Consider the following 26,140-nt stretch of genomic DNA (forward strand, 5'->3'; position numbering starts at 1 on the left):
AGAAAGCATACATTAAGCTATATTTTTAACTTTATATTAACTTAACAGTTAAATTATTCAATTTTTCTTTAATATCATCGGTAATGTTTGAATCGGTAATTATAGCATCGAATTCATCTATATTAGCAAATCGATAGGGGCTATCTAAATTAAACTTTTCTGTTTCAACAAGCAAAAAGACTTCTTTACTATTAGAAACTATAAGTTCTTTTATGTTACCATCTTCTAACATAACAGTACCTACGCTATTAGTGATTAAATTCACGCCTGAACTTCCTAAAAAACCTTTGTTAAAAGTATATTTGGATATACTCTTGATTGCTTCCGATCCTAGAACGCCTCCGTCTCTTTTATCATATACACCGCCTATACATATTAATATAACAGTTTCATTGTCATTGAAAAGTGGTGGAATTATGGACATATTAGTTACCAGAGTTATCTTCTTTGTACTATTAGCTATTAGTTTAGCTAGAAAAAAATTTATACTTGAGGACTCTAAAAAAATCACATCTCCATCATCTATAAGGTCAAAAGCTTTCTTGGAGATTAACTCCTTGCTACTTAAGTTAACTGTCATTCTAGTATTTATAGAGCTGGACTTAGAAATCTTTCTATTTAGCATAGCTCCGCCATAGGTCCTTTGAAGAACCCCTTCTTTCTCTAACCTTTGTAAATCCTTTCTTATCATGCCTTCTGAAACATTAAATTGTTCACTTAGTTCTTTTACTTTTACTCTACCATTTTTATTAAGTATATTTAAAATATGTTCTAGTCTTTCTTCAGTAAACATTTAGGCACCTCACCAATCATTATCGTTTAGTATTGTTATTGATTAATATTATAACATTATTCTTTAATTTTATAAAATATCTTGAATCGAGGTTAAAAACGTTATATAATGATAATGAAAGTTATCAAATGATAAAAAGTGATAATAAATAAACTTAGCCGATGAAGTATTTTTAAATAAGTTATAATTTAGCGTTATAGGGTAATGCCTAGCGTAATATTTTATATGTTTAGGCATCTTTAAAAAATAGTTGTAATAAGCCGTTTTTTAAGATGCCTAATTAATAAATAATCTAAAGAGAGAATTGTAGGAGGGAAAATATGTACAAGCTATTAGCGGTTGATATGGATGGAACTTTACTGAATAGTAATAGAACTATTTCAAAAGGAAATAAAGAAGCAATTAAAAAAGCTATGGAAAAAGGTGTTAGGGTTGTTATAACCTCTGGAAGAGGCCTAAAAGGTTTGGACAATTTTTTAGATGAAGTTAAGCTACGAGGAGAAAATCAGTACCTAATTGCAAATAATGGGGGCACCATATATAGAACTAATGATTTTGAATGTATAGCGTATAAAGGATTAAACGGTAGAGACTTAGTAAAAGCACATGCCTTAAGTAAAAAGATTGGACTTAATATGATTGCATATACTCATAATGGTGCTATTTCAGCAGAGGAAAATGAATTCACGAAGTTTGAAAAAGAATATGTTGGAAACACTGTAAAAATTCTTGATTTTAACTCAGATATTGAAGAAGAAGATGAGATTACAAAGATACTATTTTCTCAGACTGAGGAAGTACTTTCAAAAAAAATCCTTGAAATACCTGAAGAATTTTATAGTGAATATAATGTGGTACAAACCATGCCAATAGTCCTAGAAGTTATGAATAAAGAATGTAATAAAGGCTATGGCGTGAATGTTTTAGCAGAAAAATTAGGGATTAAAAAAGAAGAAATAATATGCATTGGGGACCAAGCAAATGATATTGAAATGATAACTTATGCCGGTCTTGGAATTGCAATGGGAAATGCTATTGATGAACTTAAAGATATAGCTAAGTATGTAACATCAGATAATGATAATGATGGAGTGGCAAGAGCTATTGAAAAGTTTATATTGTAGTTAAGAATATATGTTAGGCTCTAACCTTGAAATAAAAAAGTCAAAATGACAAGTACATTAGTTTAATACAATATGAAGTTAAGGCGTAACATTTGACTTTAAAATGATTTTCTTAGAAATTGGAGAGAATTTGAAGTAAAGAGGAATCATGCAGATTCTAATAATTCTGTTGATTTAGATCATGTTCAATTTATAAATGTAAATATTATATCAATGGGGTGATTCTATGAATTTATTAAATTATAATATTCAGTATTTCATGGCAAGTATAATAATTACTTATATTCCTTTTCACTTGTTGGAGGAAGCATTGGGTGATTTTCCTACCTGGATGAAGGAACATGAGTGGATTCCAGAAAAAATGACTTATGGACATTGGATGGCAAACAACTTATTTTTCTATTTGCCATTTCTATTAATAGGATTTTTTAGTTTTCATTTTGCAGGAAATAAGTTATTATTTCTGGGTGTAGGAATAATAGTTTGGGGGCTTATAAATTGTTTTGATCATGTAATATATACAATTAGAGATCGAAGAATATCACCTGGATTATTTACAGGATTAATATTTGGTGTAATATCAGTATTAGCATTCTTTAAAATATATATCAGAAATATGATGACAATGGATATATTAGCATTATCGATTATAACAGGATTAATATACTCATTTTTACCGAGTGTATTTAGTGTTATATTTCATAAAGTATTCAATAAAATTTTTGTGTAATTATAATGTGTAAGTAGCAGAATCTGTTTATCTAAATATAAGAAATCAATAATTGTATTTCACATTTCTCTTAAATAAGGAATCAATAAAATTAAAAAAATTCACGGATTATGACTTGATGACCTCATTTTTTATTATATATATGTTGGAAAGTAGACGTCAGTAGATATAGTGCTTGAATTGTAAATGCAGTTTAGGATAATTAAGGGTGAACCGTACCATAAATGACGTGACTTTTACTTAATCCGTTGATATCACTGGCTTTCTGTTATTAATAATAAGAAATGCTTAGTACTTTGGACACTAAGCGTTAAATATCAGCACCCATTAATATAAATGCAAAGCTTTCTATCGCTTTCATCTATATTAACGTATGTATTCCCAAAATATCTCTCATATATTATTAAAACATCTATAAATTAATCTACATTTAGCATTCCGTGGCACTTATTGCAAGGAAAATCATTCTTCATACAAATATCAACATTACAGGTAGATGTTTTTTTGATATATCCAACACCCCACTCCATAATTTGAGACATCACAGGAATGAAACTTACTCCAATTTCTGTTAATGAGTATTCAACTTTTGGTGGCACTTCTCCATACACCTTTCTGTGTATGAGTCCATCACGTTCAAGTTCCTTTAGTTGTTGTGCAAGAACACCATGTGAAATTGATGGTATAAGTTTTTCAAGTTCATTGAAACGCCTTATCTTATTATGAAGAATCCATAGAATTGTAAGTTTCCATTTCCCCATAAGTACATTTTGTGTAATTGTAACAGGACATATATGAGAATTATTGTCCATATAAATCGCCTCTTTTCATAATAGTCTGTTTTACATGACTATGTAATATAAATATGCGTACTTGTAATAAATAATCGATGATACTATTATTATACCTATAATAAATTAAAAGAGGTATATAAGAATGAAGGAAGTAATTAAACTTTTAAAAGAAAATGTAAATGGATATCTTGCGACAGTAGATGAGGGAAAGCCAAGAGTAAGACCCTTTGGTTTTATGTTAGAGGACGAAGGTAAACTATATTTTTGTACAAATAGTATGAAAGAAGTATACAGACAAATGATAGTTACTCCATATGTAGAGTATTCAGTTACTACAAAAGATATGGTAACAGTAAGGGTACGAGGGGAAATAAAATTTTGTGAGGATATAGGTATTAAATCAAAAGTGCTTAATGTCTATGAACCCGTAAGAATAGGATATAAATCGCCAGATAATCCTATTTTTAAGGTATTCTATATTGAACATGGTATCGCAACAATTTCAGATTTTTCAGGAATGCCACCTAAAAAGATAGAATTTTAGTTTATATAATAATTTTTTCACCGTGAAAATATCCAAAGAAATATAAGGAAACGAAGCCATGTAAAAGGCTTCTTAAAGTCAACCGATGAAAAAGCAGCTTGAATGATTTTTTTATTGGTAAATTCTGCTTTTGCATAAGTATATAACTCATTGTAATTCCATTTCTTAAGAATAATTTAACATTATAAAATATAATTATTAACCATATTTATACCTTGTAAACTATAAAATATAGTTTAATATTATTTTAAAAAGTATGAAATGTTTTTTATTAATATTTATTATGAAGTCAAATAAGGTGAAGAATGTATTATGGGTAGAACTTCGTTTATTAGGGCTAACATTAGACTTTATATGGTTAAAATAAATACAAGGAGTGATTTAAATGAAAATTAAATAGTTTGGGCAGTCATGATTTATGATAACATCTGAAAATGGGACTAAAATACTGATGGATCCGTATAAAAACGCTTTGGGGTATAAATTACCGAAAGATATAACTGCAGACATAGTAGCAACAAGTCATGATCATATTGATCATAATTATATAAATGCGGTAAAGTGCAATTTTGTACACTTAAACGAAACTGGTAGTTTTTCAGAACATGGCATAGAGATAAAAGGTGTGAGAACATTTCATGATAAAGTCTCAGGAGCCAAGAAGGGGAAAAATATTATATATAACTTCATAATTGATGGAATAAATGTTTGTCACTGCGGTGATTTAGGACATATTTTGGATTTCAATCTTGTGGAGGAAATAGGTTATGTAGACATACTGCTTATTCCTGTAGGTGGGGAATTTACAATAGATGCCTTCGATGCAGTTGATGTAGTTAAGCAGTTAAATCCAATAGTAATTATACCTATGCACTACAGAATAAAAGCATTAGGGATAATCGGTCTCGCATTTGCCAAGATTGATAAATTCATATCGGCGTCAGGGTTATCATCAAAGGAGTATAAAGAACTTGAATTAAACAGTGGAAATATTAAAAATTATTCAGGAGTTGCTGTACTTAAATATGATTAAGAGTAACCTTTTAGTAATACATAAAATTTGAACACTAATAATAGGAAATGATTTATGTTGACAATTATATAAACTATATATACTATATATATAGTTATTAAAATTTATAATTAAGGTGATAAATATGGCTTATTCGGTATCAATTTCTCAGGCAATTTCTATAATTTTGTACATAGCTGTAAAAATGAAGGAATGTAAATATGAATTTCTTACAACAAAAGCTATAAGTGAAAAATTAAATATTGCACTTCCTACAGCGGTGAAAATTTTAAATAGTTTGACCATAGCTGGATTGACAATGACAAGAGAAGGAGCAAAAGGTGGAGTTCTTCTTGCAAAATCCCCAGATGATATTACTCTTTTAGATATTTTTCTTGCAATAGAGCATGAGAGAGCTTTGTTTAAAACAAAGTTTGATTTTAATATTGATGGAGATACTGTGATTTTATTAAAAAATAAAATATCGACTTGCTTAGAGGAAGCAGAGGATGAAATGAAGAATTCTTTGAAAAAAACTAAAGTTTCGGATTTATTAAAATAGTTATAAATACTGAATTGAAAATTGTCAATAAACTACTTTCAATTCAGTTTATTTATATATAGATAACTATATATAAAATATATAAAGATTATGTAGTTGATATTAAAGACTGAGGAGTGTAAATTATGAAAGGATTAATATTTTATTTTTCTGGTACTGGTACTACAAAATTAGCTGCTGAGTACATCGTTTCAAAAATTAACAATATAGATTTTGATTTTCATGATATGAATAACAAAAACATACCAGATATTAATCAATATACTATATTAGGATTTGCTACTTATGCACAATTCTTTAGCCCTCCAAAATATGTTGAAAATTTTATTGAAAGTATAAATAAAGAGGAAAAGAAATATGTATTTGTATTTAATACATATGGTCTTATAAACGGTAATACACTAAGTATTTTAGGTGAATCAGTAAAAGAAAGAGGATATAAATTAATAGCAGGGTTTGCACTTAATACTCCAGAGAGTTCTCCAATTATGATCAAATATAAAATTACAAGTGAGAATGCTCCAAATGAAAAAGAACTTATTAAATTTAATGAATTTATAAGAAATCTTGATAAGAAAGTCAATGAAATAAATAGAGGTATAGAAATCAAAGAAATATCAATTAAGAAAAAAAGAGTTTTTACAGTAGTAAAGAAACTCTTAAGTGGAAATTCTTTAGTTTCAATTGGTGAAAAACATGTGAACAAAGATAAATGTATAAAATGTAAAATGTGCCAAGAAAAATGTCCATATGAGGCAATATATTTTAAGCATGAATATCCTGAATTTGATGAAAAAAAGTGCGAATCCTGTTTTATTTGTTATAATAATTGTCCGACTAAAGCCATTTATTCAAATAAGCACAAGTCAGTGCGTTATAGAAAACCAAATGATAAAGTAATTAAAAAGCTTAAGCATTAAAGAGTTTTTTTACATTAGTAAAAAACTATTAAAAGAAAAGCAAAGATTCATTCAGGGAAGCCACAAACTAAGGAAGCAGGAGCAGAGCGTTATGGTGTACCTCTGAATATTTCTAAATCACAAAAAGTCAGGCTATAATTTAGAATAAACCTGACTTTTTGTGATATCTCCACTATTTATCTTATATTATTTTTACTTTTCTACTTTTGTCATTTTACCAATTAAGAATATACCTATTCCTATTAAAATAATTGTTGATCCAAGAATTTGATTATAAGTTATGGATTCATTAAGGATTAAATATGCTAATATACATGTTCCAACTGGCTCACCTAATATACTCATGGAAATAGTTGAAGTACTTAACCACTTAATTAACCAGTTTAAAACTGTTTGTCCAAGTATTGTTGGAATTAATGCCAGGCAGAAAAACCATAGCCAATCAGAATTTTGATAACCTATTAGTGGATATTTTAATATGACTGAATATCCTAATAAAAATATACTACTGCTTAAATAACAAATAAAAACATAAGAAACTAAAGATAAATTTTTTCTTATGTTTTGTCCAATAAGGAAATACGCTGTAATAACTCCAGCGGCTAATAAAGCAAGCAGATCTCCTATTAATGCTATACCGCCAATATTGAAATCACCAAATCCTATTATACAGCTTCCTGATATGGATAAAAAACCACCGAATATAGATAGCTTTTTTAATCTCTCACCAAAGAAAAAATAGCTTCCAATAAAAGCAAATAGTGGCTGCATGGTCACAAGAACTGTTGAACTTGCAACTGAAGTAAAACGTAAAGATTCGAACCAGAGTATGTAATGTATTGCTAGAAAAATTCCTGATGAAAAAACTGCTGCCAATTGCTTAAGTCTTAATTTTTTTATTTCGAGAATATATTTTTTATTAAGAATCATTACAGGCAATATCATTAAGGTCGAAAAAACTAACCTATATGTAGCTATAATTGGAGCAGGTGCTGTTGATAGTTTTACAAATATAGCAGATGTGGAAATGGCTAAAACTCCTAAAAATAAAAATATATAATTTATGATTCTATGTGAATTCCTCAAAAAATCACGTCCTTTCTAATAAAAATAGCACTTCTAATCATTCTCATGTGCTTCTAAAAGTGATTTTGAATGTTGCATCTATATTACTTATTTATAAATTCAGAGATTGTCTTTGCCATATAGTCATCACTTTGTTTCATCCCATTTTTAGCCCATTCGATTAATACATTATATAATCCACCTGCCATATACTCAATCCAAAATTTATGCTGTTCTGGAAGAAGTGAATTTTTGCAGAGAATCCTTTGAGATAGTTCATAAAAAGATTCAATACATTTTTCAAGAAGTATGTTAATTAAATTGGAATTAATTAAATTAGAAATTAATTTTTCATGTTCTCTAAAATAAGAGAAATATAAACGTAGATTTTCATAATTGTCTAGGTTTTCTTTTTGAATCACTTCTTTAGAATATTCTTTAAAGAGTTCATCAATGTATGTGGTAATAATATCTTCCTTTATATTATAATTTCTATAAAAAGCCATTCGAGATACTCCAGCTTTTTTTGTTATTTCTGTAATGGAAATTTCTTTGAAATTCTTTTTTTCCATTAAAATCATAAGTGCAGTGAAAATACTTTCTTTTGTTATCATATTTTGCATATTAGTAGCTTTATTTACCATAACAATATCCTTTCTTTTGTAACGTTTGCTCCAACTTCTATTGAAATATTCTTTTGCTCACATTATACTATACTCAAATAAGTGTTACAATTGTAACATTAAAATTTAAGGAGGATATTATGAAAATTTTATATTTCACAGCAACAGGAAATAGTCTATATATAACAAAAAGCCTTGGAAGTGATTATTATTCAATTCCTAAATTAATAAAAGAAGGTAAATATGATTTTGAAGATGAAAAAATTGGGGTTGTATTTCCAATTTATAATGGTGGAGTTCCTAAAATCGTTGAAGAATTTTTGAATAAAGCAAAATTTAAAAGTAAATATATTTTTGGAATAGCAACTTATGGGATGTATGCAGGGGCAGCATCAAGACATCTTTTAGAAATCGGGAATAGAAATGGAATTGAATTTTCTTATATTAATGAAATAGTTATGATTGATAATTACCTTCCTGGGTTTGATATAAATAAGGAGCTAGAAAAAGAGCCTAAGAAAAAGATAGAAGAGAACTTAGAAAAAATAATTAAAGATATTAATGAAGAAAAGAAATATATTAAAAAACATTCTTTTATTGCAAGTGGTCTTAGAATGTTAAGTGAAAAATTATTTTATGATGATCAATTTGAGAAGAATTTTACTGTAGAAAATACTTGCACTGGCTGCAAAACTTGTGAAAAAGTGTGCCCTGTAAATAATATAAAAGTAGATAAGAAGCCTTTATTTATGAGTAATTGTCAGCGATGTTTGGCATGTACGAATAATTGTCCACATAATTCAATAAGAGTTAAAAAGGAAAAGAGTAAGGCTAGGTTTATTAATCAAAATGTTACATTGAAGGAAATAATAAATGCAAATAATTAACTATGTATTTGCTTTAGAAAATAATCCGACAATAAAGCTACATCTAGAAGAGTGTATGCCAGTCGAGTTTCCTTTATAAATGCCAATTAACAGAGGAGAACCAAGTCCAGATGATGGATGCGGTTCTCCTCCTTATTTTGTTTTCAGAAGAAAGTTGATGATAAATCCTGTGAATATGAAAATTTGTGTTAGATAGATGGGTTTTTATGTTTATAAACTTCATTTCCCCACTCATCAAGTGCCCTTAAAGCAACTATGAGTTTTTGGCTAAGCTCTGATAATTCATATTCTACTCTTGGTGGAATTTCATTGTATTGACGACGGATAATAAGGCAGTCTTCTTCCAGTTCTTTTAAGTTTTTTGATAGCATCAGGCTTGATATACCATTAACTTTTCTTTGTAATTCATTAAAGCGAATAATTCCATTTTTGGACATAGTCCAAAGGATTAATAATTTCCATTTTCCATTAATAAGATTTAAAGCATAGTCTATGCAACAGTCTTCCATAAAGGCAACCTCCATTACTTATATAAATATTAGTAACTAAATATTTTTTGCGTACTTGTTGAAATATATGTTACTTAATATAATAAAGCTAGTCAATAGATAATTGACTTAATTTAAGAAAGTTTTATATTTAAAGGAGAGATATAAATGTCAAAAGTAGTTATTTTCAAAGGTAGTCCAAGAAAGAATGGATATACTACAAAATTATTAGAGCAAGTAGCAAAAGGAGCAAAATCCAAAGGTGCTGAGGTTATTGAATTTGATTTACATGATCCTGGAATTCGTGGATGTCAAGGATGTATGTATTGCCGTACCCATGACGGATGTGCTATTAAGGATTATTTACAGCCAATGTATGAAGCTATTAAGGAAGCAGATGCAGTTGCATTTGGTTCTCCAATATATTATTATCAAATTACAGGTCAAGCAAAAGTTTGGTTAGACCGTACATTTCCATTGATTGAACATGATGGACACACTAGTACACCTAGACATCCTGGTAAAAAGTTAATAACTATATTTGCTCAAGCAAACTCAGATCCTAAAATAGCCGCAGAAGGCATTAAATTTGCTAACAATGTATTAGAAACATATGGTTGGAAATTAGAGGATAGCATACATTACTGTGGAGCTAATCATGAGCCCGATTTAGCAAAGTTTGAAGAGTTGTCTTTAAGAGCATTTAAAGATGGAGAAAATTTGGTTGAATAAATTTTTAACACACCAGATACCCAATAAGCACAATGGTAGATGGAATTAAACTAGACATTAGAGAAGTAATAATTTCATTTATCATCAGAGACCAAGCTGGATGTGATCCTATAAAATTCATGAGGAATAATAAACAGAAGGATTATTACCACTCATGAATTAAAGAATTTGTACATTTGAAATATTTTATAAAGTTTTTTAAGGAGTATAAATTAATGTATACAATAAATGAAGTAGCAGATATTTGTGATATTTCACCTTATACAATTCGCTTCTATGATAAAGAAGGGCTCCTGCCTTTTGTCTCAAGAAATAGTACCGGAAATAGACAGTTTAGCGATTCGGATTTAAACGTCATTAAACTTATTTGCTGTTTAAAAAATAGCGGTATGCCAGTTAAGGAAATTAGAAGATACATCGACTTAGCAATGCAAGGAGTTGAAACCTCTGAACAGAGAAAGCAGATTATGACTGACCATAGGAAAGAGGTTGTAAAGCAAATAGATAATTTAAAGAAAAGTTTAAATATAATTGATCTTAAAATTGCTCTTTATGATTCCGATGATGGCTCATCTCTTTCTAGTATATTTTTGGAGCAAGAGGAGAAAAAATAATTTTATATCTAACGACTTTTAAACTTTAATATTCATTATATCGGCAACTATTATGGTTGAATTTAAATTCATATAAAATACTTGTCTGTAAGTCAGGTGAAAAACGATTGTTCTTACAGCATTTGGAGATGCTGTAAGAACAATCCCATGTTACAAAGACTCTAATCTATTTTATAAGCAAAATTGGCGGATATAGTCGTAGCCATAAGAAGTATAATGAATATTAAAATCATGATTTTAGGTTCACGATACTCAATAAAGAAAAAACCGAATACCAGCCAGGCTCCCGCAGCAAGAAAACTGATTGTAATTGCAGGCCATTGCTTCAGGACTTCGAAAGAATACCGAGCAACCAAAAGTGCAAGCAATCCGAATACAATCTGTCCCAATCCGTACGCAATATTCAATCCCCAATAAAGTGTTGTTTCGGCACTTGGTAATCGGGTTTTGCGTAAATATTGTAAAACAACGTCAACTAATATGTGCATTGTTCCACCAAAAGTTAGCCAGCCATATGTGGCGTAAATAAGAATTTTATGCATATAACCTCTCCTTTTCAAATTTCACACTCGTATTAGATGTAGTTGACTATATTCAATTAGGTATTCACTATTGGTTTTTATATGCTTAGGTTTTAATTAAATAAACTTTGTGTTTGTCAGCTTTTCTGATTCTTCCCAAAGCTTTGAAGCAACCTCAACATCCATAGCTTGTGGTGCAATTTTAGCTATTTTAGGATACCCTCTCGTCTCGTTCATTTTTGAAGGTCCATAATAGGTTCCGCCTGTTGCATTTTCTGCTGTCGCAGCATAAAGTGACGGCCACGCTCCATGAGCTGCTGGCTGAAATAAAATAGGTCCAAATAAGCGTCTTATAATTCCCGATGCGCTATTCTTTCCAGCTCCATTGGGGATTAATTCCGTCCTTGAGATTCCTGGATGTGCGCTCATACTGCTAATTCCCCAGCCAGCTGCATCACTTTTTCGTTGCAATTCAAATGCAAACATAAGGCATGCGAGTTTTGACTGAGAATAAGTTACCATTGGTTTGTAGTTATGTTCTGCTTGAAGATCGTCGAAGTTCATAAATCCTGAAAGATGAGCTACACTACTCAAAGTGATTACCCTAGGCTTATTTCCTTTCTTCAAAAGAGGAAGCATATGTGCTGTTAATGCAAAATGTCCAAAATAATTTGTCCCCATTTGCAGTTCGAATCCATCTTTTGTAACCAAACGCTTAGGAGGAGCCATTACCGCTGCATTGTTTATGAGAATATCTAAGCTTTTTATCTGAGATCTAATTCGTTCACCAAATACTTTTATAGATGCAAGATCTGCTAGATCAAGTTTCTCAAAACGTATATTGCCATTAGGATTTATTTTCTTAATCTTTCTTATAGCTTCTTCTCCTTTATCCTTATTTCGACCCGCCATTATAACTTCAGCTCCTGCGCGAGTCATCTCCAATGCTGTTTCATAACCAATTCCTCCAGTACCTGTAATAACAACCGAGCGACCTTTTTGTGATGTTATATCAGTTGAGGTCCAGTTACGTTTAATATTTTCTGCCATAATAAACACTCCTTTTAATATCTACTGTACTTACTTGTACACCGATTGATTTTATAATATAGACTTTATTTACATCGCATACCTTACCTAACTAAAATCATAAATTCCATTTATACATTCTATCTACGGAATATATCTGACTTTTGTAGATCATTGCGCGATTTAAAGTACATTTTCCTCTTCTTTTCTAGATTTATAAAACGCGTTCAAAGCCCTTGTATTGTACTTTGTACTAATAGTAGCACTTAGAGATTTATCTAAGTCAAGTACAATTTAAGAATATGTTTTAAGGAGATTTTGGCCATGTATACCATTAATAAAATTCAAGAAATCTGTGTTCTTACGTTTATACAACCCTCTTTTATAATAAAGAAGAAAGTCTTCTCTTCATCAAGAACCAGAAGTGACCTAAAGTGATACAGCTTTATCTGCTATTTAAAAGTATAGATCACTTAGAGTAGTGTCTAAGTGATTGTATGTTTGTTTTATTTTTGCTAAATGCAACTTTTAGTTGTCAAATTTGTTATATTTAAGTGGTAGAAACATGATATTATTGTCAGTATACTGATATTAGGAGGGATTAAACTATGAGTTTTCAAGAACAATTGCAAACACTTAGAAAAGCAAAAGGTCTATCACAAGAAAAATTAGCCGAATTTTTAGGTATATCAAGGCAAGCAGTTGCTAAATGGGAAGTAGGGCAGTCTTATCCTGATATTGCCAGATTAATTTCATTAAGCGATTTATTTAAGGTAAGCATTGATAAATTAGTTAATGACTATGAAGAAAATTGCCGTTTGACAATAGAAGAAAATAAGATTAACTATATAGATGGAAGAATAATTGATTTTTTATGTAGGGCGAAAAAATCCACATATGCTGGAAAAGGACCAGAAGGTAAACCATCAAGGCCAAATTCTCATGATTTAGAATATGTAGAGGGAAATTTAAAGTATATTGACTCATATTTAGGAGGAGAAAAATTTTCTGGTGAGGAAGCCTTATGGAAAGATGAGATTCCAGTTTGGTCAATGAATTATATTGGAAGAGTCTTAGATGAAAGATTCTCAGGAAGTTTTTTGAAGGAAGTTTTGAGTTTAGTAAGTAAAGAAAATCCTTATCGTGGTCCTGTTATATATCAAAATGGGCAATATAAATATCATTGTATTATTAATGGGGAGTTTAATTGGTTCCAAGGACATGAGGAAATTTATTTTGAAGATATAAAGGTTTTTGAGTGTTTTTTTCATGGTGGTGCAATTAAATAGTAAAAATTAATATTTGAATGGAGAAATAATACTATGAACTTAAATAGAAATGATTTATGTTGGTGCAAAAGTGGCTTGAAATATAAGAAATGTCATTTGGAATTTGATGAAAGATTAGATAATTTAAAAAGAAAAGGGCATATAGTGCCAACAAGAAAGCTAATAAAAACACAAGAGCAGATTGAAGGAATAAAAAAGAGTGCTCAGGTTAATAATGGCATTTTAGATTTAATTAGCAAGAACATTAAAGAAGGAATGACAACAGAAGAAATAGATAAATTAGCATATGATTATACAATATCTAAGGGTGGGATTCCTGCAACTCTTAATTATGATGGATACCCTAAAAGTCTTTGTGTATCAATAAACGATGAAGTATGTCATGGAATACCAAGTAAAGATGTTATTCTTAAAAAAGGGGATATTGTAAATGTAGATGTAACAACCATATTAAATGGATATTATTCAGATGCATCAAGAATGTTTATGATTGGTGAAGTAAATGATGAAGCTAAGAAATTAGTTCAAGTAGCTAAAGAATGTCTAAATAAAGGCTTGGAAGCAGCTAAGCCTTGGGGGTTTTTAGGTGATATTGGAGCTGCGATAGAGGAACATGCAAAAAGTAATGGGTATTCAGTTGTTAGAGACTTTGGAGGACATGGAATTGGATTAGATATTCATGAAGAACCATTTGTCTTCCATTTTGGAAAAAGAGGAACAGATATGGTTTTAGCACCAGGAATGGTATTTACAATTGAACCAATGATAAATGCAGGAAGTCATGAAATATTTATAGATGAAAATGATGGATGGACGGTACTAACTGCTGATGGTTCACTTTCAGCACAATGGGAACATACAGTTCTTGTGACAGAAGATGGAATAGAAATTATTTCAAAATAATTATCTAATTTCATATAGGGTATTATATTCTTAGCGGGTTTAGAAAATAAACTAAGAGTCAATAAAAGTTAAAGAAATATTTCATATATAAAAAGAAGGAGAATTCTCCGATGAAGTCGGATATCCTTCTTTTTCTGTTTTTTACCATAAAGATATAATTTGTTAATTAAGTATAGATATATTTTTATTAAAGATGCAAATCTGTTTATGGTTGCTGTTATTTTATGATTTCATATTTAATCATGCTATTTAACGAAGCAAGAATAGCTTCTTCCTTATTCGCAATTGGATTCCAGTCCAAAATTTTTTTAGCCTTTTTATTACTCACATTGCGGCTCATCCTTAATAATAGAGCTGCTTCTTTTGCTTGCTTATTAAATAAGGCAGCTAAATAAATAACCCAATTAGGGACTGTTTTTGTAGAAACTTTTTTCGTAATATCGGGGGCTTTATCTTTTAAGAGTGTCGCAATTTCAGGCAAAGATATTTGACCATCTGCCGATGCTATAAAACGTTGTCCATTTGCGTTAGGGTTTGTCATTGCACGGATATGCAAATCAGCTACGTCTCGAACATCAACAATATTCAATGAAATATTTGGAATTGATTTCATCGATCCATTTAATAGATGTTCTATAAGTCCAAAACTACCTGAGATGTGCGCGCTTAACGATGGCCCAAGAATAGCAACGGGGTTGATGGTAGCAAATTCTAAATTACAGCCTTCTTTTTTAATGAAGTCCCAAGCGGCAAGTTCTGCAAGTAATTTTGATTTTTCATAAGCCGATAGACCTTTTTCATTTGGGTTTGTCCAATCTTTTTCTGTTGTAGCAATATTGGGGTTATTATTGCTAAATCCAATTGCACCAAAATTAGAAGTCATTATAACGCGTTTTACACCTGCATTTTGAGCAGCTTTTAGCACGCGAACTATGCCTTCAACAGCAGGACGTATTACTTCATTTTCATCTTTTGGAATCGTAAAAAACACCGGTGATGCCACGCTTAATACGTAGTCACAACCTTTCATGGCAACATCCCAATTGTCATCTTTTGATAAATCTGCTTCAACAAATGCAAGACTTTCAAAGGTATTTATACCGTTAGATTTTAATGTATCAATTACTTTGCTTTTACTGCTTAAGGAGCGAAGTGTGGTTCTTACGTTGTAACCTCCCTGTAATAATTGAAAAATTATATGTGCACCGACAAAGCCTGTGCCACCTGTTACTAAAACAGTTTTTGTCATATCTTATACCTCCATAAAATATTTGTTTGATATCTAGATACCATAACACTCCAACTTCTTTAAGTGGAGGATAATAGTGGCAAGACAATAAATAAATTCAACTAAGATTCACTTGAAAATTAATAATTTAAGATTTATACTCATCTTAATACCTAGAGTTACATCGAGGTCAAGGTTTTTTTGAAAATAAAAATAAAGTCGAAAGGAGATTTTAAAATTGATTTATTCTATAAAAGATATATCAGAAATGTTTAATGTTTCTATATATACAATTCGATTCTATGACAAAGAGGGACTTCTGCCATTCGTTTTAAGAAATAAAGCAGGAAACAGAGTATTTACTGAATCAGATGTAGGTTTATTTAGGACAATTTGTTGTCTAAAAGATACGGGAATGCAAATTAAAGATATTAAAAAGTACATTGATTTATGTATGGAAGGTGCTGGTACTATAGATTTACGAAAAAAATTACTTTTGGAGCATCAAGAAGCAATCATAAGCCAAATAAATGATCTTAATAAAAATCTTGACCATGTTCGTTGGAAGATAGAAAAGTATGGATCTGTTAACGCCTTCGAAATTATTAGTGAAGAAAGAAGAATGGTCCAAGATGAAAAACGTGAGAATAACTTATTATAATAAATTAAGTGAGGGTGTATCATGGATAAACATAAAATCTATACAATGAGCGTAGCAAGTGTCTATCCCCTTTATGTTAAGAAGGCGGAGAAAAAAGGACGTACGAAAACAGAAGTTGATGAAATCATCCGTTGGTTGACAGGATATAGTCAGGAAGAGATGGAAGTGCAACTTGAAAAACAGACAGATTTTGAGACTTTCTTTGCAGAAGCTCCTAAAATGAATCCTTTACGGACTTTGATTAAAGGGGTTATCTGCGGTGTCAGAGTGGAAGACATTGAAGAACCAACTATGCAGGAAATTCGATATTTAGATAAGCTAATTGATGAATTAGCGAAGGGAAAAGCGATGGATAAAATTTTGAGAAAATGATTACTCTTTATATATTTTTCAGGGTATACAAGCGGTGGCAAATATTATCTTCCAACTGTAGAAGAATAATATGATAAAGCCAAATAAGATAAAAATATTTTTTTAGGGAGGGTGAATGTCATGTTGAATGCTGAAAGTAATAGAAGAATAATTTTAGATTTAGCTGTAACATTAGATGGATTTATCGAGGGACCAAATGGTGAGGTAGATTGGTGTATTATGGATCCTGATATGGGGTTTATTGATTTCTTAAATGATATTGATACAATTTTATATGGGCGCAAAAGCTATGAATTATGGGGACAATACGCTCCAGAAAATGAAGCGTCAAATACTGAAAAAGAAATTTGGAAGTTAGTTCATAGTAAAAAGAAATATGTGTTTTCAAAAAATCCTACCAATGAGTATCCAGGGGCGAATCTAGTAAGCCGTAATATAATAGAAGAAATAAAGAAAATAAAGAATGAGCAAGGTAAAGATATTTGGCTTTATGGAGGAGCAAGTCTTATAACAACTTTTTTAAATCTAGATCTTATTGATGAATTTAGATTATCTATTCATCCAGTGATTTTAGGAGATGGCAAACCTATGTTTATTGATATAAAGCAGAGATTAAGTCTCAAGCTTATTAATACCAATAAATTTTCTTCAGGGGTTGTTCAGCTTTGCTATCAGCCTGTAAGGAATTAATCTACTTAAACCCTTGACGGCAAAGTCGAGGGTTTTACTTATTTCTTAACTCTTCTTCATATTTAAGTTTTATATTTTGAATAATATTAAGTTGTTTTTCAAGTTCATCTTTTTTTTGTAAAAGTAATTCTTCGTGTTCTAAAAGCATTAAATATCGCTCTTTGAGTTCTAGAGTATTTTCAATTGAAAGTTCAAAATAATTACGAATTTTTTCAATTCCAAATCCTGTATTCCTCAGACATTGAATAATTGTTAATTTACTAACATTATTGTCAGTGAACAGGCGAATATTATTTTTATCTCGTTTTATATCTGAAAGTAAACCAATATCTTCATAATATCTAATAGTGGGCTTGGATAAATTTGTAATTTGAGAAACTTGATTAATTGTATATAATGGTTTGTCTCCGCGCTTAAAATTTTCCATAAAACCTCCTTAAATTATTACTTGACTTCAAGTTACTTTAACGTACTACAATAAGCATATCACATAAATATATGAGTTTCAATGCGGAGGTGAGTATGTATTTATGAAGCATAAAAAGAGATTACGAATCTATTAAAGAGTTTATTATGGATTGCGTATATTCATCTATAATGCAGCATTATTTAATGTGATGGTAAAAGTATAATTTAAATAAAATTTACGGAAGGTGGATGAAATATGAAAAAAAGTATAGGAGCGAAATTAGCATTTTCGCCATTACCTACTCTTGTAATAGGAACTTATAATGCAGATATGGAACCAAATGTAATGACTGCTTCGTTTGGAGGAATAGTTTCAGCAGCTCCTCCGACTTTAGGGATTTCTATAAGAAAAGCTACTCTTACTTATGAGAATATTATTAGAAACGAGGTTTTTACAGTTAGTATTCCTAGTGAAAATTATATAAAGGAAATGGATTATTTTGGAATAGTAACTGGAAAGAATAATGCTAAATTTTTAGATACAGGTTTAACAGCAACCAAGGGAACCTTTGTGGATGCGCCATATGTTGAGGAATTTCCAGTTAATATAGAATGTAAATTAATAAAACCCATCGAATTAGGTTCTCATATTCAATTTATAGGTGAGATAGTGGAGGTTAAGGTTAATGAAGAAATGATTGATGAAAAAGGGAATAGTGATATTGCAAAACTAAAACCTATTTCATTTGTGGGCAATGACTATAGTTATTATGGATTAGGTGATAAGCTCGGAAAAGCCTTTTCTATAGGGAAGGATTTTAATAGAAAATAATTTATAAAATAAATACTAAAATTAAACAAAAATCAGATTTATGCATGAATTAATCCTCTTTTAGGTTCTAAATGCAAGTAGAATTAAGTTAAACAAGAGCTAGTATAAATGCTAAGAAGAAAATTATAGTTGACAATTAGTCTAATTAGACTATAATATGTAAGTGATGTTAGTCTAATTAGACTAATGATAAATACAAATGTATTATTGGTAGTAGTAAATATGTAAATACTTAATATTTATGGCTAGATAAGAACATTTCTTAGTAAAGATTAAACAAAAGAGAGGATGAAAAAAATGATTAAATCGTTTTTAATGATAGGACAGTCAAATATGGCTGGACGTGGTTTTATTCATGAGGTACCCCCAATTTATAATGAAAGAATACAAATGCTTCGTAATGGTAGATGGCAGATGATGACGGAGCCAATCAATTATGATAGGCCTGTTTCAGGAATAAGTCTTGCAGGTTCGTTTTCAGACGCATGGTGTAGTAAAAATCAAGAGGACACTATTGGTTTAATTCCTTGTGCTGAAGGTGGAAGCACACTGGATGAGTGGGCTGTAGACGGAGTGCTTTTTAGACATGCTGTAACTGAAGCTAAATTTGCTATGGAAAGTAGTGAGCTCACAGGAATTCTATGGCATCAAGGAGAAAGTGATAGTGTTAATGGTAACTATAAAGTATATTATAATAAATTACTTTTAATTATTGAGGCTTTTAGAAAAGAGTTGAATGCTCCAGATATTCCAATTATCATTGGTGGATTAGGGGATTTTTTAGGTAAAGAAGGATTTGGAAAAAGTTGCACTGAATATGAATTCATTAATGAAGAGTTACAAAAGTTTGCTTTTGAACAAGATAATTGTTACTTTGTCACAGCCTCAGGTTTAACTTCTAATCCTGATGGTATTCATATTGATGCAATTTCTCAAAGAAAATTTGGGTTACGATATTTTGAAGCTTTTTCTAATAAGCAACATGTATTGGAGCCATTAGTTAATGAAGATGAGCTGCTAAATTTAAGTAATGCTAGAACACATACTAAAAATGAAAAGATATATATAAAAAGTATGGAGTTTGCATTAGGAAAAATAGCATATGAGGAATTTGTTTCTCAATTCATTCAAACCAACAATGATTAAATCTTATAATTATGAAATAACCGTTAATATAACTTTGATGAAGAACATAAAGGAGGTGTTTTTTTGATACCATTACTAATTTTAGGTTTATTAAAACAAAACCCAGGTTCTTATGGATACGAATTATTGGCCTTAATGGAAGAGAGACACTATAAATATATAGTAAGCTTCACTAAAGGGTCATTCTACTACAATCTTCAGCAATTAGAAGAAAAACAATATATAAAAAAAATTAACCAATCAGACAATATTAGAGAGACGAATAATTACATCATCACTGAACTGGGAGATAGGGAATTTGAAAAATTGATGTATAAGTACGGCTCTAAGACAGAGTATATAAATTTATCTTTTTATGCTGCAATGCTCTTTGCTAATGAATATAAAAGTGAGGATATAATAAAACTAATAGAAATACAAATTGAACAAACTAAAAATAAAATTTCTTTATTAGAACAATCTCTTGAGCATGATGAAACTATTTCTATGTATTTTAGGAAAATGATGGAAAATTCACATTCGCATCATTTAGTAAATGTAGAGTGGTTTGAAGGATTGTTAAAAGATATAAGAAATGAAAATTGATTTAAAGTTCTTGAAAATGCCGATTTTTTTTGGTGTTTCCAAGAACTTTTTTGATATTCAGGAAATATTCTAATAATTGCTTCTAATAAGTTAAATATGGAACGAAAGCATATTGATTGTGACATATATTTTTAAATTAAGTCAGTATCCATATATTCTCAATTGCAAGTTGATTTATAAAGTTGGATATCTATAGTATTATATAATCAGACAAAATGATGATTTTATTTATAAAATTTCAGAGGTGACCATATGGATAATTATAAAATATTAATAATAGAAGATGAAAAACAAATGTCAATGTTTATAGAGATGGAGCTTGTTCACGAGGGATATAATGTTGATACAGCATATGATGGAATAGAAGGATTAAAGAAAGTTCACAATAATGAATATGATTTAATTCTTCTTGATATTATGGTACCAGGCTTAGATGGAATTGAAATTTGCAGAAGAATTAGAGTATTCTCTAATGTACATATTATAATGCTAACTGCTAAAAGTGATGTAGCAGATAAAGTTTTAGGCCTAGATGTTGGAGCAAATGATTATTTGACAAAACCTTTTGCAATAGAGGAATTATTAGCAAGAATACGTGTGCATATAAGAGATAAAGAATTAAAAAATGACTTCGATGTAATAAGAGTAAAAGATATTGTTATGAACAATAAAACGCATGAAGTGTGGAGAAATGGTAAAGAAATAGAACTTACAAAAAAAGAATATGCACTTTTGGAAATTCTCTTAATTAATAAAAATATTGTACTTACAAGAGAAAAATTAATTGAAAGCATATGGGGATATGACTATACAGGGGATACAAATGTAGTAGATGTATTTATAAGATATTTACGAAGTAAGATTGATGATGGAATCGAGGATAAGCTTATAACTACAGTAAGAGGTGTAGGATATGTTATCAAGACTAATTAATTATTTAAAAAAGACTATAAGGAATCCCAAAATATCGATAAAGCTTACAATAGTATATGCGCTTATGTTCTCAGTAGCATTATTGATATTAAATACCTCTATTTTATTTGGAGTTAAATATTATTTATACAAAGATGCAAATAAACAAATTGAAGATGTTAAAGTAAGAATATTAAAAAAGGTTAAATCTCAAAGGGATAAGGTGGATTTATCTGATAAAGAACTTATTTCTGATGTGCCATCTGAAGAAAATGTATCTATAAGAATACTTCAAGAAGATGGGAAAATGCTAAATATATCAAATGAATTTGATTATGACATTAAAGTAGAAGAACCTTATGATACAATAGAATATTTAGAGGTAGAAGATACTAAAGATGACTATGCTGAAGATGGTGAAGATGATGAAGAACATTTAGCTATGAAAAATGTAAAAATTAAAAAGAGAGGACATGTTATAGCTTATCTTCAAATAGTGAAAAACATGGATAATGAAGAGGAATTTTTACGTATTTTGTTTTGGATTATGTCTATAGCAGATTTTATAGGAATTATTATTTCTCTCATATTAGGTTATATGGTAAGTAAGAAAATGCTTAAACCTATTCAATATATAAATAATACTGCTGAAAATATAAGCATTAATAATCTAAAAGAAAGGATAAACGTAAATGATTCTGGTGATGAACTTAATAAACTGGCAAATACGTTTAATAATATGATAGACAGACTTCAAGAATCGTTTACTAAACAAGCTCTGTTTGTATCACATGCATCTCACGAACTTAGAACTCCAATTGCAGTTATTCAAGGTTATGCTAATCTTTTAGACAGATGGGGGAAAGATGATAGAGAAGCATTAGAAAAATCAATTTATGCTATTAAACTCGAGGCTGCGAATATGGGTGATTTAGTTGAAAAGTTACTATTTCTTGCACGAGGGGATAGAGGGGTTCAAATAATGGAAAAAAAGGAATTCTATCTAAATGAGCTTGTTGAAGAAGTAGTCAGTGACAGCAGGTTAATAAATCCAAATCGCATAATAACCTGTAATAAAAAGGCTGAAATAATTATTGCAGCAGACTATAAAATGCTAAAACAAATGCTAAGAATATTTGTTGATAACAGTATTAAATTTTCAGATGAGCAAGATAAAATAGATATAAGTTCAGAAGCACAGGATAAATTTTTAAAGTTAACTGTGAGTGATAATGGAATTGGTATACCTGAAGGTGAAATTGAAAATATATTTGATAGATTTTATATCATTGATAAATCCAGATCTAAAGAAAAAGCTGGAACAGGGCTTGGATTACCTATTGCAAAATATATAATTGATTTGCATAAAGGATCTATAGATATAGAAAGTGAAGAGGGAAAAGGTACCAAAATAGTTGTTACTTTAAATTATATATAGCTTTTAAAATAACAAGGATAATTCATTAATTTATTAACATTTAATTTATATATTAAGATTATCTTAATATATTGAATTTTAATCTAATTTTAATGTTAGCGTGAAATACTTAAGTAAATAGTGTAAATAATAACATTAATTTGATAGAGGAGATGAATTATGAATAGAAATTTGATAAAGACAATGGCAATTACGCTAGTGTTAAGTTCAGCAACTACGCTAATGCCAAATGTTTTAAATTTAGGAACTTTAGGAACAAATGTTGTCTATGCAGCAAGTACTTCAGGATATATTACTGATATATCACTAAAAACAAATAAGGATAAAACAGTAAATGTATATACTAAAAGCAGTTATAGCAGTAAGTATAAGCTGAGCAAAATAAGTGGAAAAGCTCCAACAAAATTATACGCTCAGGTTGCAAGTAATGTAAGTAAAGTAAAAGTTTCAGATGTTGATTTTGGCACGGATTGTGATAATATTAAAATTTATAAAGGAAGTACAGAAATAGCTTCAAATGAAGAAGTTAAGATTTCAAGCAGTCTAACACTTAAAATAAAAGCATACAGTGGAACAACCCTTAAAGAAACCTATACGCTTGAAATAAAAAAGGAGAGTTCTAGTAGTAACAAGTCGAATGACGATGTGTATTTAGATGATTTATCATTAACATATGATAATGATGATATTAATTTTAATTTTGACAAAGATACTTCAACATACAATATAAATGTAAAAAATAAAACAAGCTATGTTAAAGTATGTGCGGAGCCAGAAGATGACGATTATTCTGTTAAAATTAATGGCAGCTCAGTAACTAGCAGCAGCGATTGGGAAAAGAAAGTGTCATTATCAGAAGGTAAAAATACTATTACAGTTAAGATTAAAGATGATGATAGTAATACAAGAGATTATACTTTAAATATTACTAGAGAAGCAGCTAATACTTCTGGTGGGACAAACACTAATAATGGTACTGCATTAAAAGAAGGATGGCAGCTAATAAGTGGAGATTGGTATTTCGTTGGACCGGATGGATCTAAGCAAACAGGCTGGCAGAAAATAGATGGAAGATGGTATTATATGGATGACGGTGGAATTATGAAAACAGGATGGCTAAAAAGTCCATATAGCGGAAAATGGTATTATTTAAATCCAATATCAAATGGATTTAAAGGTGCCATGCTTACAAATACTATAATTGATGGATATAGAATAGGCCTTGATGGAGCAAGAATAAACTAAGCTCTAACAATTAAAGTAAAATCATAATTTTCAATAATTAAATAAAAGCTTTATGGGGCTGCCGCACTAAGAAGTATAATCTCAATATGTTGTGTTAAAATTTGAAAAATTATTACAATATATCGTAGTTTTTTCTTCTTGTGCGGCAGCACCATTTTTATAATTAAAATTAGGAATCAATAACTTAAGATTTTGTAAGAAATTCTTATAAATTTTGTAAAGTTAATCTGCTACAATTAAATTATGTTCTTAGAAGAGGAGTAAAGAGAATGAAAAAATGGAGGCATTATGAATAAACGAGAGAGAATTGAAGTAGTCTTTTTATACGGAGTTTTTATTTGTTACATACTTTTTTTAATTAAGTTATTGTTTTTATCAAGAGTTTCACCTTTGGATCTGTTTAGCAGTCAAAGGACTTTAAATAGGTCAATTAATCTCATTCCTTTTTATAGTATAAAGGAATATATATTTAGCAACTCTGATATCATAAAAAGATTCGCTTTTAGTAATGTGATTGGCAATATAGTTATATTTATTCCTCTTGGTACATATTTGTCATTATTCAAAAACAATAAGAGAGTAAAAATCAATCTGCTATTTATATTTACAGTAAGTTTATTTGTAGAAATAATTCAGGGCCTTTTAGGCATTGGAGCAGCAGACATTGATGATGTGATTTTAAATTGTTTGGGTGGATTAACTGGTGTTTTAGGGTATAAATTTTTATTGTTTATATTACGAGATGTGAAAAAAGTACGTGTTGCAATCACAATACTATCTGCAATGGGATTGCCAATTTTACTATATTTATTATTCTTGGTGAAATTGAGATTATGAATAACTTTAGTGTATATTTAAGAAGATACCCTACACAAAAGGAACTTATAAATTAAGCATAATCTACAGCGAACCAATACATAATCATATTTTATTTTTGCGAGAAATATATATTCTTTACAATATTTATTCTTCAGAATACTAGAATATATATTCTGAAGAATATGCTTGAATAATGCGGCTTTGAAGGTTACAGCATCAAAAGTATATTTTTTAGATGTTGTAAATCATTGTCAAGTAAATGTACTAATTTAAGGAGGGGTAATATGGATGTAATACGCGCAATAGAAGAGCGTAGAAGTATAAGAAAGTTTCAAGATAAAACAGTACCTAAAGATATAATAGAAAAAATTTTAGAATCAGCAATTAAAGCACCTTCAGGAAAAAACCGCCAACCGTGGAGATTTATTGTTCTTCAAAATAATAAAAAAGATGAGCTAGTAAGCATTATGAAGGATGCTTTAAATCAACATAATGAACGGAATAAGCCTACTGGCAGTTTTGAGCTAAGCATAAATTCAATTAATGAAGCATCGGCAGTAGTCTTAGTGTTTAATGCATTTTCTAATTTTGAAGAAGATTATAATCATTATAGATGGCTTACTGATACTCAATCAATTGGCGCTGCTATACAAACACTAATTTTAGCAGCGCAGGATTTTAAATTAGGAACTCTTTGGATTTGTGATATATTTCATTGTAACAAAGAAATATGTTCATGGTTAAATTGCAAAGAGGAACTTGTAGCCGCAGTAGCAATTGGATATCCAAACCAATCACCATACCCACGACCACGAAAATCACTTGATGAAGTTACAAAATGGATATAATTATATTTGTTTATTGTAACACGTGAAATTTTATGTTATTAAACAGCTAAAAGTAGAATAATGAGAGGCTTTTATTTGGTGATTCTTATTTTCACTAAAAAGTTTATCAATTGCTCGACCACTATAGATAATTCATATGGTTAAAATTATAATAGATGGCAGAAAAATATGTATTGATGTAAAAGTCGATACATATTTTTTTTATTCGTTGTTTAGTAAATGAATATAATGCTATGGCTCAGTTGGAAAAGAAAAAAGCGATAAAGTTAAATAAATAGCAATAAAGTATAACAAAGTATATTTACAATACACAAAAAGTGCAATAT

31 protein-coding genes are annotated in these 26,140 nt (G+C 29.7%); 22 read left to right on the top strand and 9 right to left on the bottom strand.

Going from position 1 to position 26,140, the window contains the following annotated elements; translation table 11 throughout:
• Positions 1–31 precede the first annotated feature (31 nt).
• The gene (locus D2A34_RS06255) at positions 32–793 is read right to left on the bottom strand and encodes a DeoR/GlpR family DNA-binding transcription regulator (protein ID WP_079439028.1); all 762 of its coding nucleotides are present in this window, start codon (positions 791–793) and stop codon (positions 32–34) included.
• 320 nt (positions 794–1,113) lie between these two features.
• On the opposite strand from D2A34_RS06255, the gene D2A34_RS06260 reads away from it, so the two are divergent.
• Positions 1,114–1,917 carry a Cof-type HAD-IIB family hydrolase gene (locus tag D2A34_RS06260; protein ID WP_119366061.1) on the top strand — a complete coding sequence of 268 codons (804 nt, stop codon included), beginning with the start codon at positions 1,114–1,116 and terminating at the stop codon, positions 1,915–1,917.
• A gap of 226 nt (positions 1,918–2,143) precedes the next feature.
• The gene (locus tag D2A34_RS06265; RefSeq protein WP_079439026.1) at positions 2,144–2,647 is read left to right on the top strand and encodes an HXXEE domain-containing protein; all 504 of its coding nucleotides are present in this window, start codon (positions 2,144–2,146) and stop codon (positions 2,645–2,647) included.
• Between the two features lie 419 nt (positions 2,648–3,066).
• Here the strand turns inward: D2A34_RS06265 and D2A34_RS06270 are convergent, their stop codons facing one another.
• Positions 3,067–3,459: a winged helix-turn-helix transcriptional regulator gene (locus tag D2A34_RS06270; RefSeq protein WP_119366062.1), complete on the bottom strand. Its 393-nt coding sequence runs from the start codon at positions 3,457–3,459 to the stop codon at positions 3,067–3,069.
• Positions 3,460–3,583: 124 nt separating this feature from the next.
• Between D2A34_RS06270 and D2A34_RS06275 the strand changes: the two genes are divergently transcribed.
• The 4 genes from D2A34_RS06275 (at position 3,584) to D2A34_RS06290 (ending at position 6,479) form a co-directional block, all read left to right on the top strand.
• Positions 3,584–3,985, top strand: coding sequence for a pyridoxamine 5'-phosphate oxidase family protein (locus D2A34_RS06275; RefSeq protein WP_079439024.1), 402 nt, complete (start codon positions 3,584–3,586; stop codon positions 3,983–3,985).
• 418 nt (positions 3,986–4,403) lie between these two features.
• Positions 4,404–5,018: an MBL fold metallo-hydrolase gene (locus D2A34_RS06280; protein ID WP_243128257.1), complete on the top strand. Its 615-nt coding sequence runs from the start codon at positions 4,404–4,406 to the stop codon at positions 5,016–5,018.
• Between the two features lie 124 nt (positions 5,019–5,142).
• The gene (locus D2A34_RS06285; protein ID WP_169896753.1) at positions 5,143–5,559 is read left to right on the top strand and encodes an RrF2 family transcriptional regulator; all 417 of its coding nucleotides are present in this window, start codon (positions 5,143–5,145) and stop codon (positions 5,557–5,559) included.
• A gap of 125 nt (positions 5,560–5,684) precedes the next feature.
• A complete protein-coding gene (locus D2A34_RS06290; protein WP_079438251.1) occupies positions 5,685–6,479 on the top strand; it encodes an EFR1 family ferrodoxin in 795 nt (264 codons plus the stop codon).
• 192 nt (positions 6,480–6,671) lie between these two features.
• Here D2A34_RS06290 and D2A34_RS06295 read toward each other — a convergent pair whose 3' ends face one another.
• Together D2A34_RS06295 and D2A34_RS06300 are read right to left on the bottom strand one after the other, a co-directional pair.
• Positions 6,672–7,565, bottom strand: a complete 894-nt coding sequence (locus D2A34_RS06295; protein ID WP_079438250.1) for a DMT family transporter — start codon at positions 7,563–7,565, stop codon at positions 6,672–6,674.
• A gap of 83 nt (positions 7,566–7,648) precedes the next feature.
• Positions 7,649–8,188: a TetR/AcrR family transcriptional regulator gene (locus D2A34_RS06300; RefSeq protein ID WP_119366063.1), complete on the bottom strand. Its 540-nt coding sequence runs from the start codon at positions 8,186–8,188 to the stop codon at positions 7,649–7,651.
• 119 nt (positions 8,189–8,307) lie between these two features.
• On the opposite strand from D2A34_RS06300, the gene D2A34_RS06305 reads away from it, so the two are divergent.
• Positions 8,308–9,054, top strand: a complete 747-nt coding sequence (locus D2A34_RS06305; protein ID WP_119366064.1) for an EFR1 family ferrodoxin — start codon at positions 8,308–8,310, stop codon at positions 9,052–9,054.
• A 188-nt stretch (positions 9,055–9,242) separates the two neighbouring features.
• Here the strand turns inward: D2A34_RS06305 and D2A34_RS06310 are convergent, their stop codons facing one another.
• Positions 9,243–9,563 (bottom strand): winged helix-turn-helix transcriptional regulator, encoded by a 321-nt coding sequence (locus tag D2A34_RS06310; RefSeq protein WP_079438247.1) that lies wholly within the window; start codon positions 9,561–9,563, stop codon positions 9,243–9,245.
• Between the two features lie 147 nt (positions 9,564–9,710).
• Between D2A34_RS06310 and D2A34_RS06315 the strand changes: the two genes are divergently transcribed.
• Both D2A34_RS06315 and D2A34_RS06320 read left to right on the top strand, forming a co-directional pair.
• Positions 9,711–10,274 carry a flavodoxin family protein gene (locus D2A34_RS06315; RefSeq protein ID WP_119366065.1) on the top strand — a complete coding sequence of 188 codons (564 nt, stop codon included), beginning with the start codon at positions 9,711–9,713 and terminating at the stop codon, positions 10,272–10,274.
• A 215-nt stretch (positions 10,275–10,489) separates the two neighbouring features.
• Positions 10,490–10,888, top strand: a complete 399-nt coding sequence (locus tag D2A34_RS06320; protein ID WP_079438245.1) for a MerR family transcriptional regulator — start codon at positions 10,490–10,492, stop codon at positions 10,886–10,888.
• 161 nt (positions 10,889–11,049) lie between these two features.
• On the opposite strand, the gene D2A34_RS06325 is transcribed toward D2A34_RS06320, so the two are convergent.
• Together D2A34_RS06325 and D2A34_RS06330 are read right to left on the bottom strand one after the other, a co-directional pair.
• On the bottom strand, positions 11,050–11,430 hold the full coding sequence (locus D2A34_RS06325) for a hypothetical protein (protein WP_119366066.1): 381 nt from the start codon (positions 11,428–11,430) through the stop codon (positions 11,050–11,052).
• 96 nt (positions 11,431–11,526) lie between these two features.
• Positions 11,527–12,459: an oxidoreductase gene (locus tag D2A34_RS06330; protein WP_079438243.1), complete on the bottom strand. Its 933-nt coding sequence runs from the start codon at positions 12,457–12,459 to the stop codon at positions 11,527–11,529.
• A 587-nt stretch (positions 12,460–13,046) separates the two neighbouring features.
• Between D2A34_RS06330 and D2A34_RS06335 the strand changes: the two genes are divergently transcribed.
• Both D2A34_RS06335 and D2A34_RS06340 read left to right on the top strand, forming a co-directional pair.
• Positions 13,047–13,727, top strand: a complete 681-nt coding sequence (locus D2A34_RS06335; protein ID WP_079438242.1) for a DUF5680 domain-containing protein — start codon at positions 13,047–13,049, stop codon at positions 13,725–13,727.
• 33 nt (positions 13,728–13,760) lie between these two features.
• Positions 13,761–14,630, top strand: a complete 870-nt coding sequence (locus D2A34_RS06340) for a methionyl aminopeptidase (RefSeq protein WP_119366067.1) — start codon at positions 13,761–13,763, stop codon at positions 14,628–14,630.
• A 217-nt stretch (positions 14,631–14,847) separates the two neighbouring features.
• Here D2A34_RS06340 and D2A34_RS06345 read toward each other — a convergent pair whose 3' ends face one another.
• The gene (locus D2A34_RS06345; protein WP_079438240.1) at positions 14,848–15,879 is read right to left on the bottom strand and encodes an SDR family oxidoreductase; all 1,032 of its coding nucleotides are present in this window, start codon (positions 15,877–15,879) and stop codon (positions 14,848–14,850) included.
• A 217-nt stretch (positions 15,880–16,096) separates the two neighbouring features.
• Here D2A34_RS06345 and D2A34_RS06350 point away from each other — a divergent pair, with 217 nt between their 5' ends.
• The 3 genes from D2A34_RS06350 (at position 16,097) to D2A34_RS06360 (ending at position 17,581) form a co-directional block, all read left to right on the top strand.
• Positions 16,097–16,519, top strand: a complete 423-nt coding sequence (locus tag D2A34_RS06350) for a MerR family transcriptional regulator (protein ID WP_079438239.1) — start codon at positions 16,097–16,099, stop codon at positions 16,517–16,519.
• 21 nt (positions 16,520–16,540) lie between these two features.
• Positions 16,541–16,891, top strand: coding sequence for a DUF2200 domain-containing protein (locus D2A34_RS06355; RefSeq protein ID WP_079438238.1), 351 nt, complete (start codon positions 16,541–16,543; stop codon positions 16,889–16,891).
• 120 nt (positions 16,892–17,011) lie between these two features.
• Positions 17,012–17,581, top strand: a complete 570-nt coding sequence (locus D2A34_RS06360) for a dihydrofolate reductase family protein (protein ID WP_079438237.1) — start codon at positions 17,012–17,014, stop codon at positions 17,579–17,581.
• A 34-nt stretch (positions 17,582–17,615) separates the two neighbouring features.
• Here the strand turns inward: D2A34_RS06360 and D2A34_RS06365 are convergent, their stop codons facing one another.
• The gene (locus tag D2A34_RS06365) at positions 17,616–18,008 is read right to left on the bottom strand and encodes a MerR family transcriptional regulator (RefSeq protein ID WP_079438236.1); all 393 of its coding nucleotides are present in this window, start codon (positions 18,006–18,008) and stop codon (positions 17,616–17,618) included.
• A 237-nt stretch (positions 18,009–18,245) separates the two neighbouring features.
• On the opposite strand from D2A34_RS06365, the gene D2A34_RS06370 reads away from it, so the two are divergent.
• From D2A34_RS06370 to D2A34_RS06405, 8 genes are all read left to right on the top strand, one after another.
• The gene (locus D2A34_RS06370) at positions 18,246–18,821 is read left to right on the top strand and encodes a flavin reductase family protein (protein ID WP_079438235.1); all 576 of its coding nucleotides are present in this window, start codon (positions 18,246–18,248) and stop codon (positions 18,819–18,821) included.
• Positions 18,822–19,118: 297 nt separating this feature from the next.
• Positions 19,119–19,967 carry a sialate O-acetylesterase gene (locus D2A34_RS06375; RefSeq protein ID WP_119366068.1) on the top strand — a complete coding sequence of 283 codons (849 nt, stop codon included), beginning with the start codon at positions 19,119–19,121 and terminating at the stop codon, positions 19,965–19,967.
• Between the two features lie 63 nt (positions 19,968–20,030).
• A complete protein-coding gene (locus D2A34_RS06380; RefSeq protein ID WP_079438233.1) occupies positions 20,031–20,552 on the top strand; it encodes a PadR family transcriptional regulator in 522 nt (173 codons plus the stop codon).
• A gap of 252 nt (positions 20,553–20,804) precedes the next feature.
• On the top strand, positions 20,805–21,485 hold the full coding sequence (locus tag D2A34_RS06385; protein ID WP_079438232.1) for a response regulator transcription factor: 681 nt from the start codon (positions 20,805–20,807) through the stop codon (positions 21,483–21,485).
• Positions 21,466–22,902, top strand: coding sequence for a sensor histidine kinase (locus tag D2A34_RS06390; RefSeq protein ID WP_119366069.1), 1,437 nt, complete (start codon positions 21,466–21,468; stop codon positions 22,900–22,902). Before D2A34_RS06385 ends, D2A34_RS06390 begins: the two co-directional genes overlap by 20 nt.
• A 159-nt stretch (positions 22,903–23,061) precedes the next feature.
• Entirely contained in the window at positions 23,062–24,147 is a 1,086-nt protein-coding gene (locus D2A34_RS06395; protein WP_079438230.1) for an N-acetylmuramoyl-L-alanine amidase family protein, read from the top strand.
• A gap of 288 nt (positions 24,148–24,435) precedes the next feature.
• A complete protein-coding gene (locus tag D2A34_RS06400; RefSeq protein ID WP_079438229.1) occupies positions 24,436–24,984 on the top strand; it encodes a VanZ family protein in 549 nt (182 codons plus the stop codon).
• 266 nt (positions 24,985–25,250) lie between these two features.
• The gene (locus tag D2A34_RS06405) at positions 25,251–25,814 is read left to right on the top strand and encodes a nitroreductase family protein (protein WP_079438228.1); all 564 of its coding nucleotides are present in this window, start codon (positions 25,251–25,253) and stop codon (positions 25,812–25,814) included.
• Positions 25,815–26,140: the final 326 nt, after the last annotated feature.

Source organism: Clostridium chromiireducens (genome assembly GCF_003575225.1).
Taxonomy (GTDB): Bacteria; Bacillota; Clostridia; order Clostridiales; family Clostridiaceae; genus Clostridium; species Clostridium chromiireducens.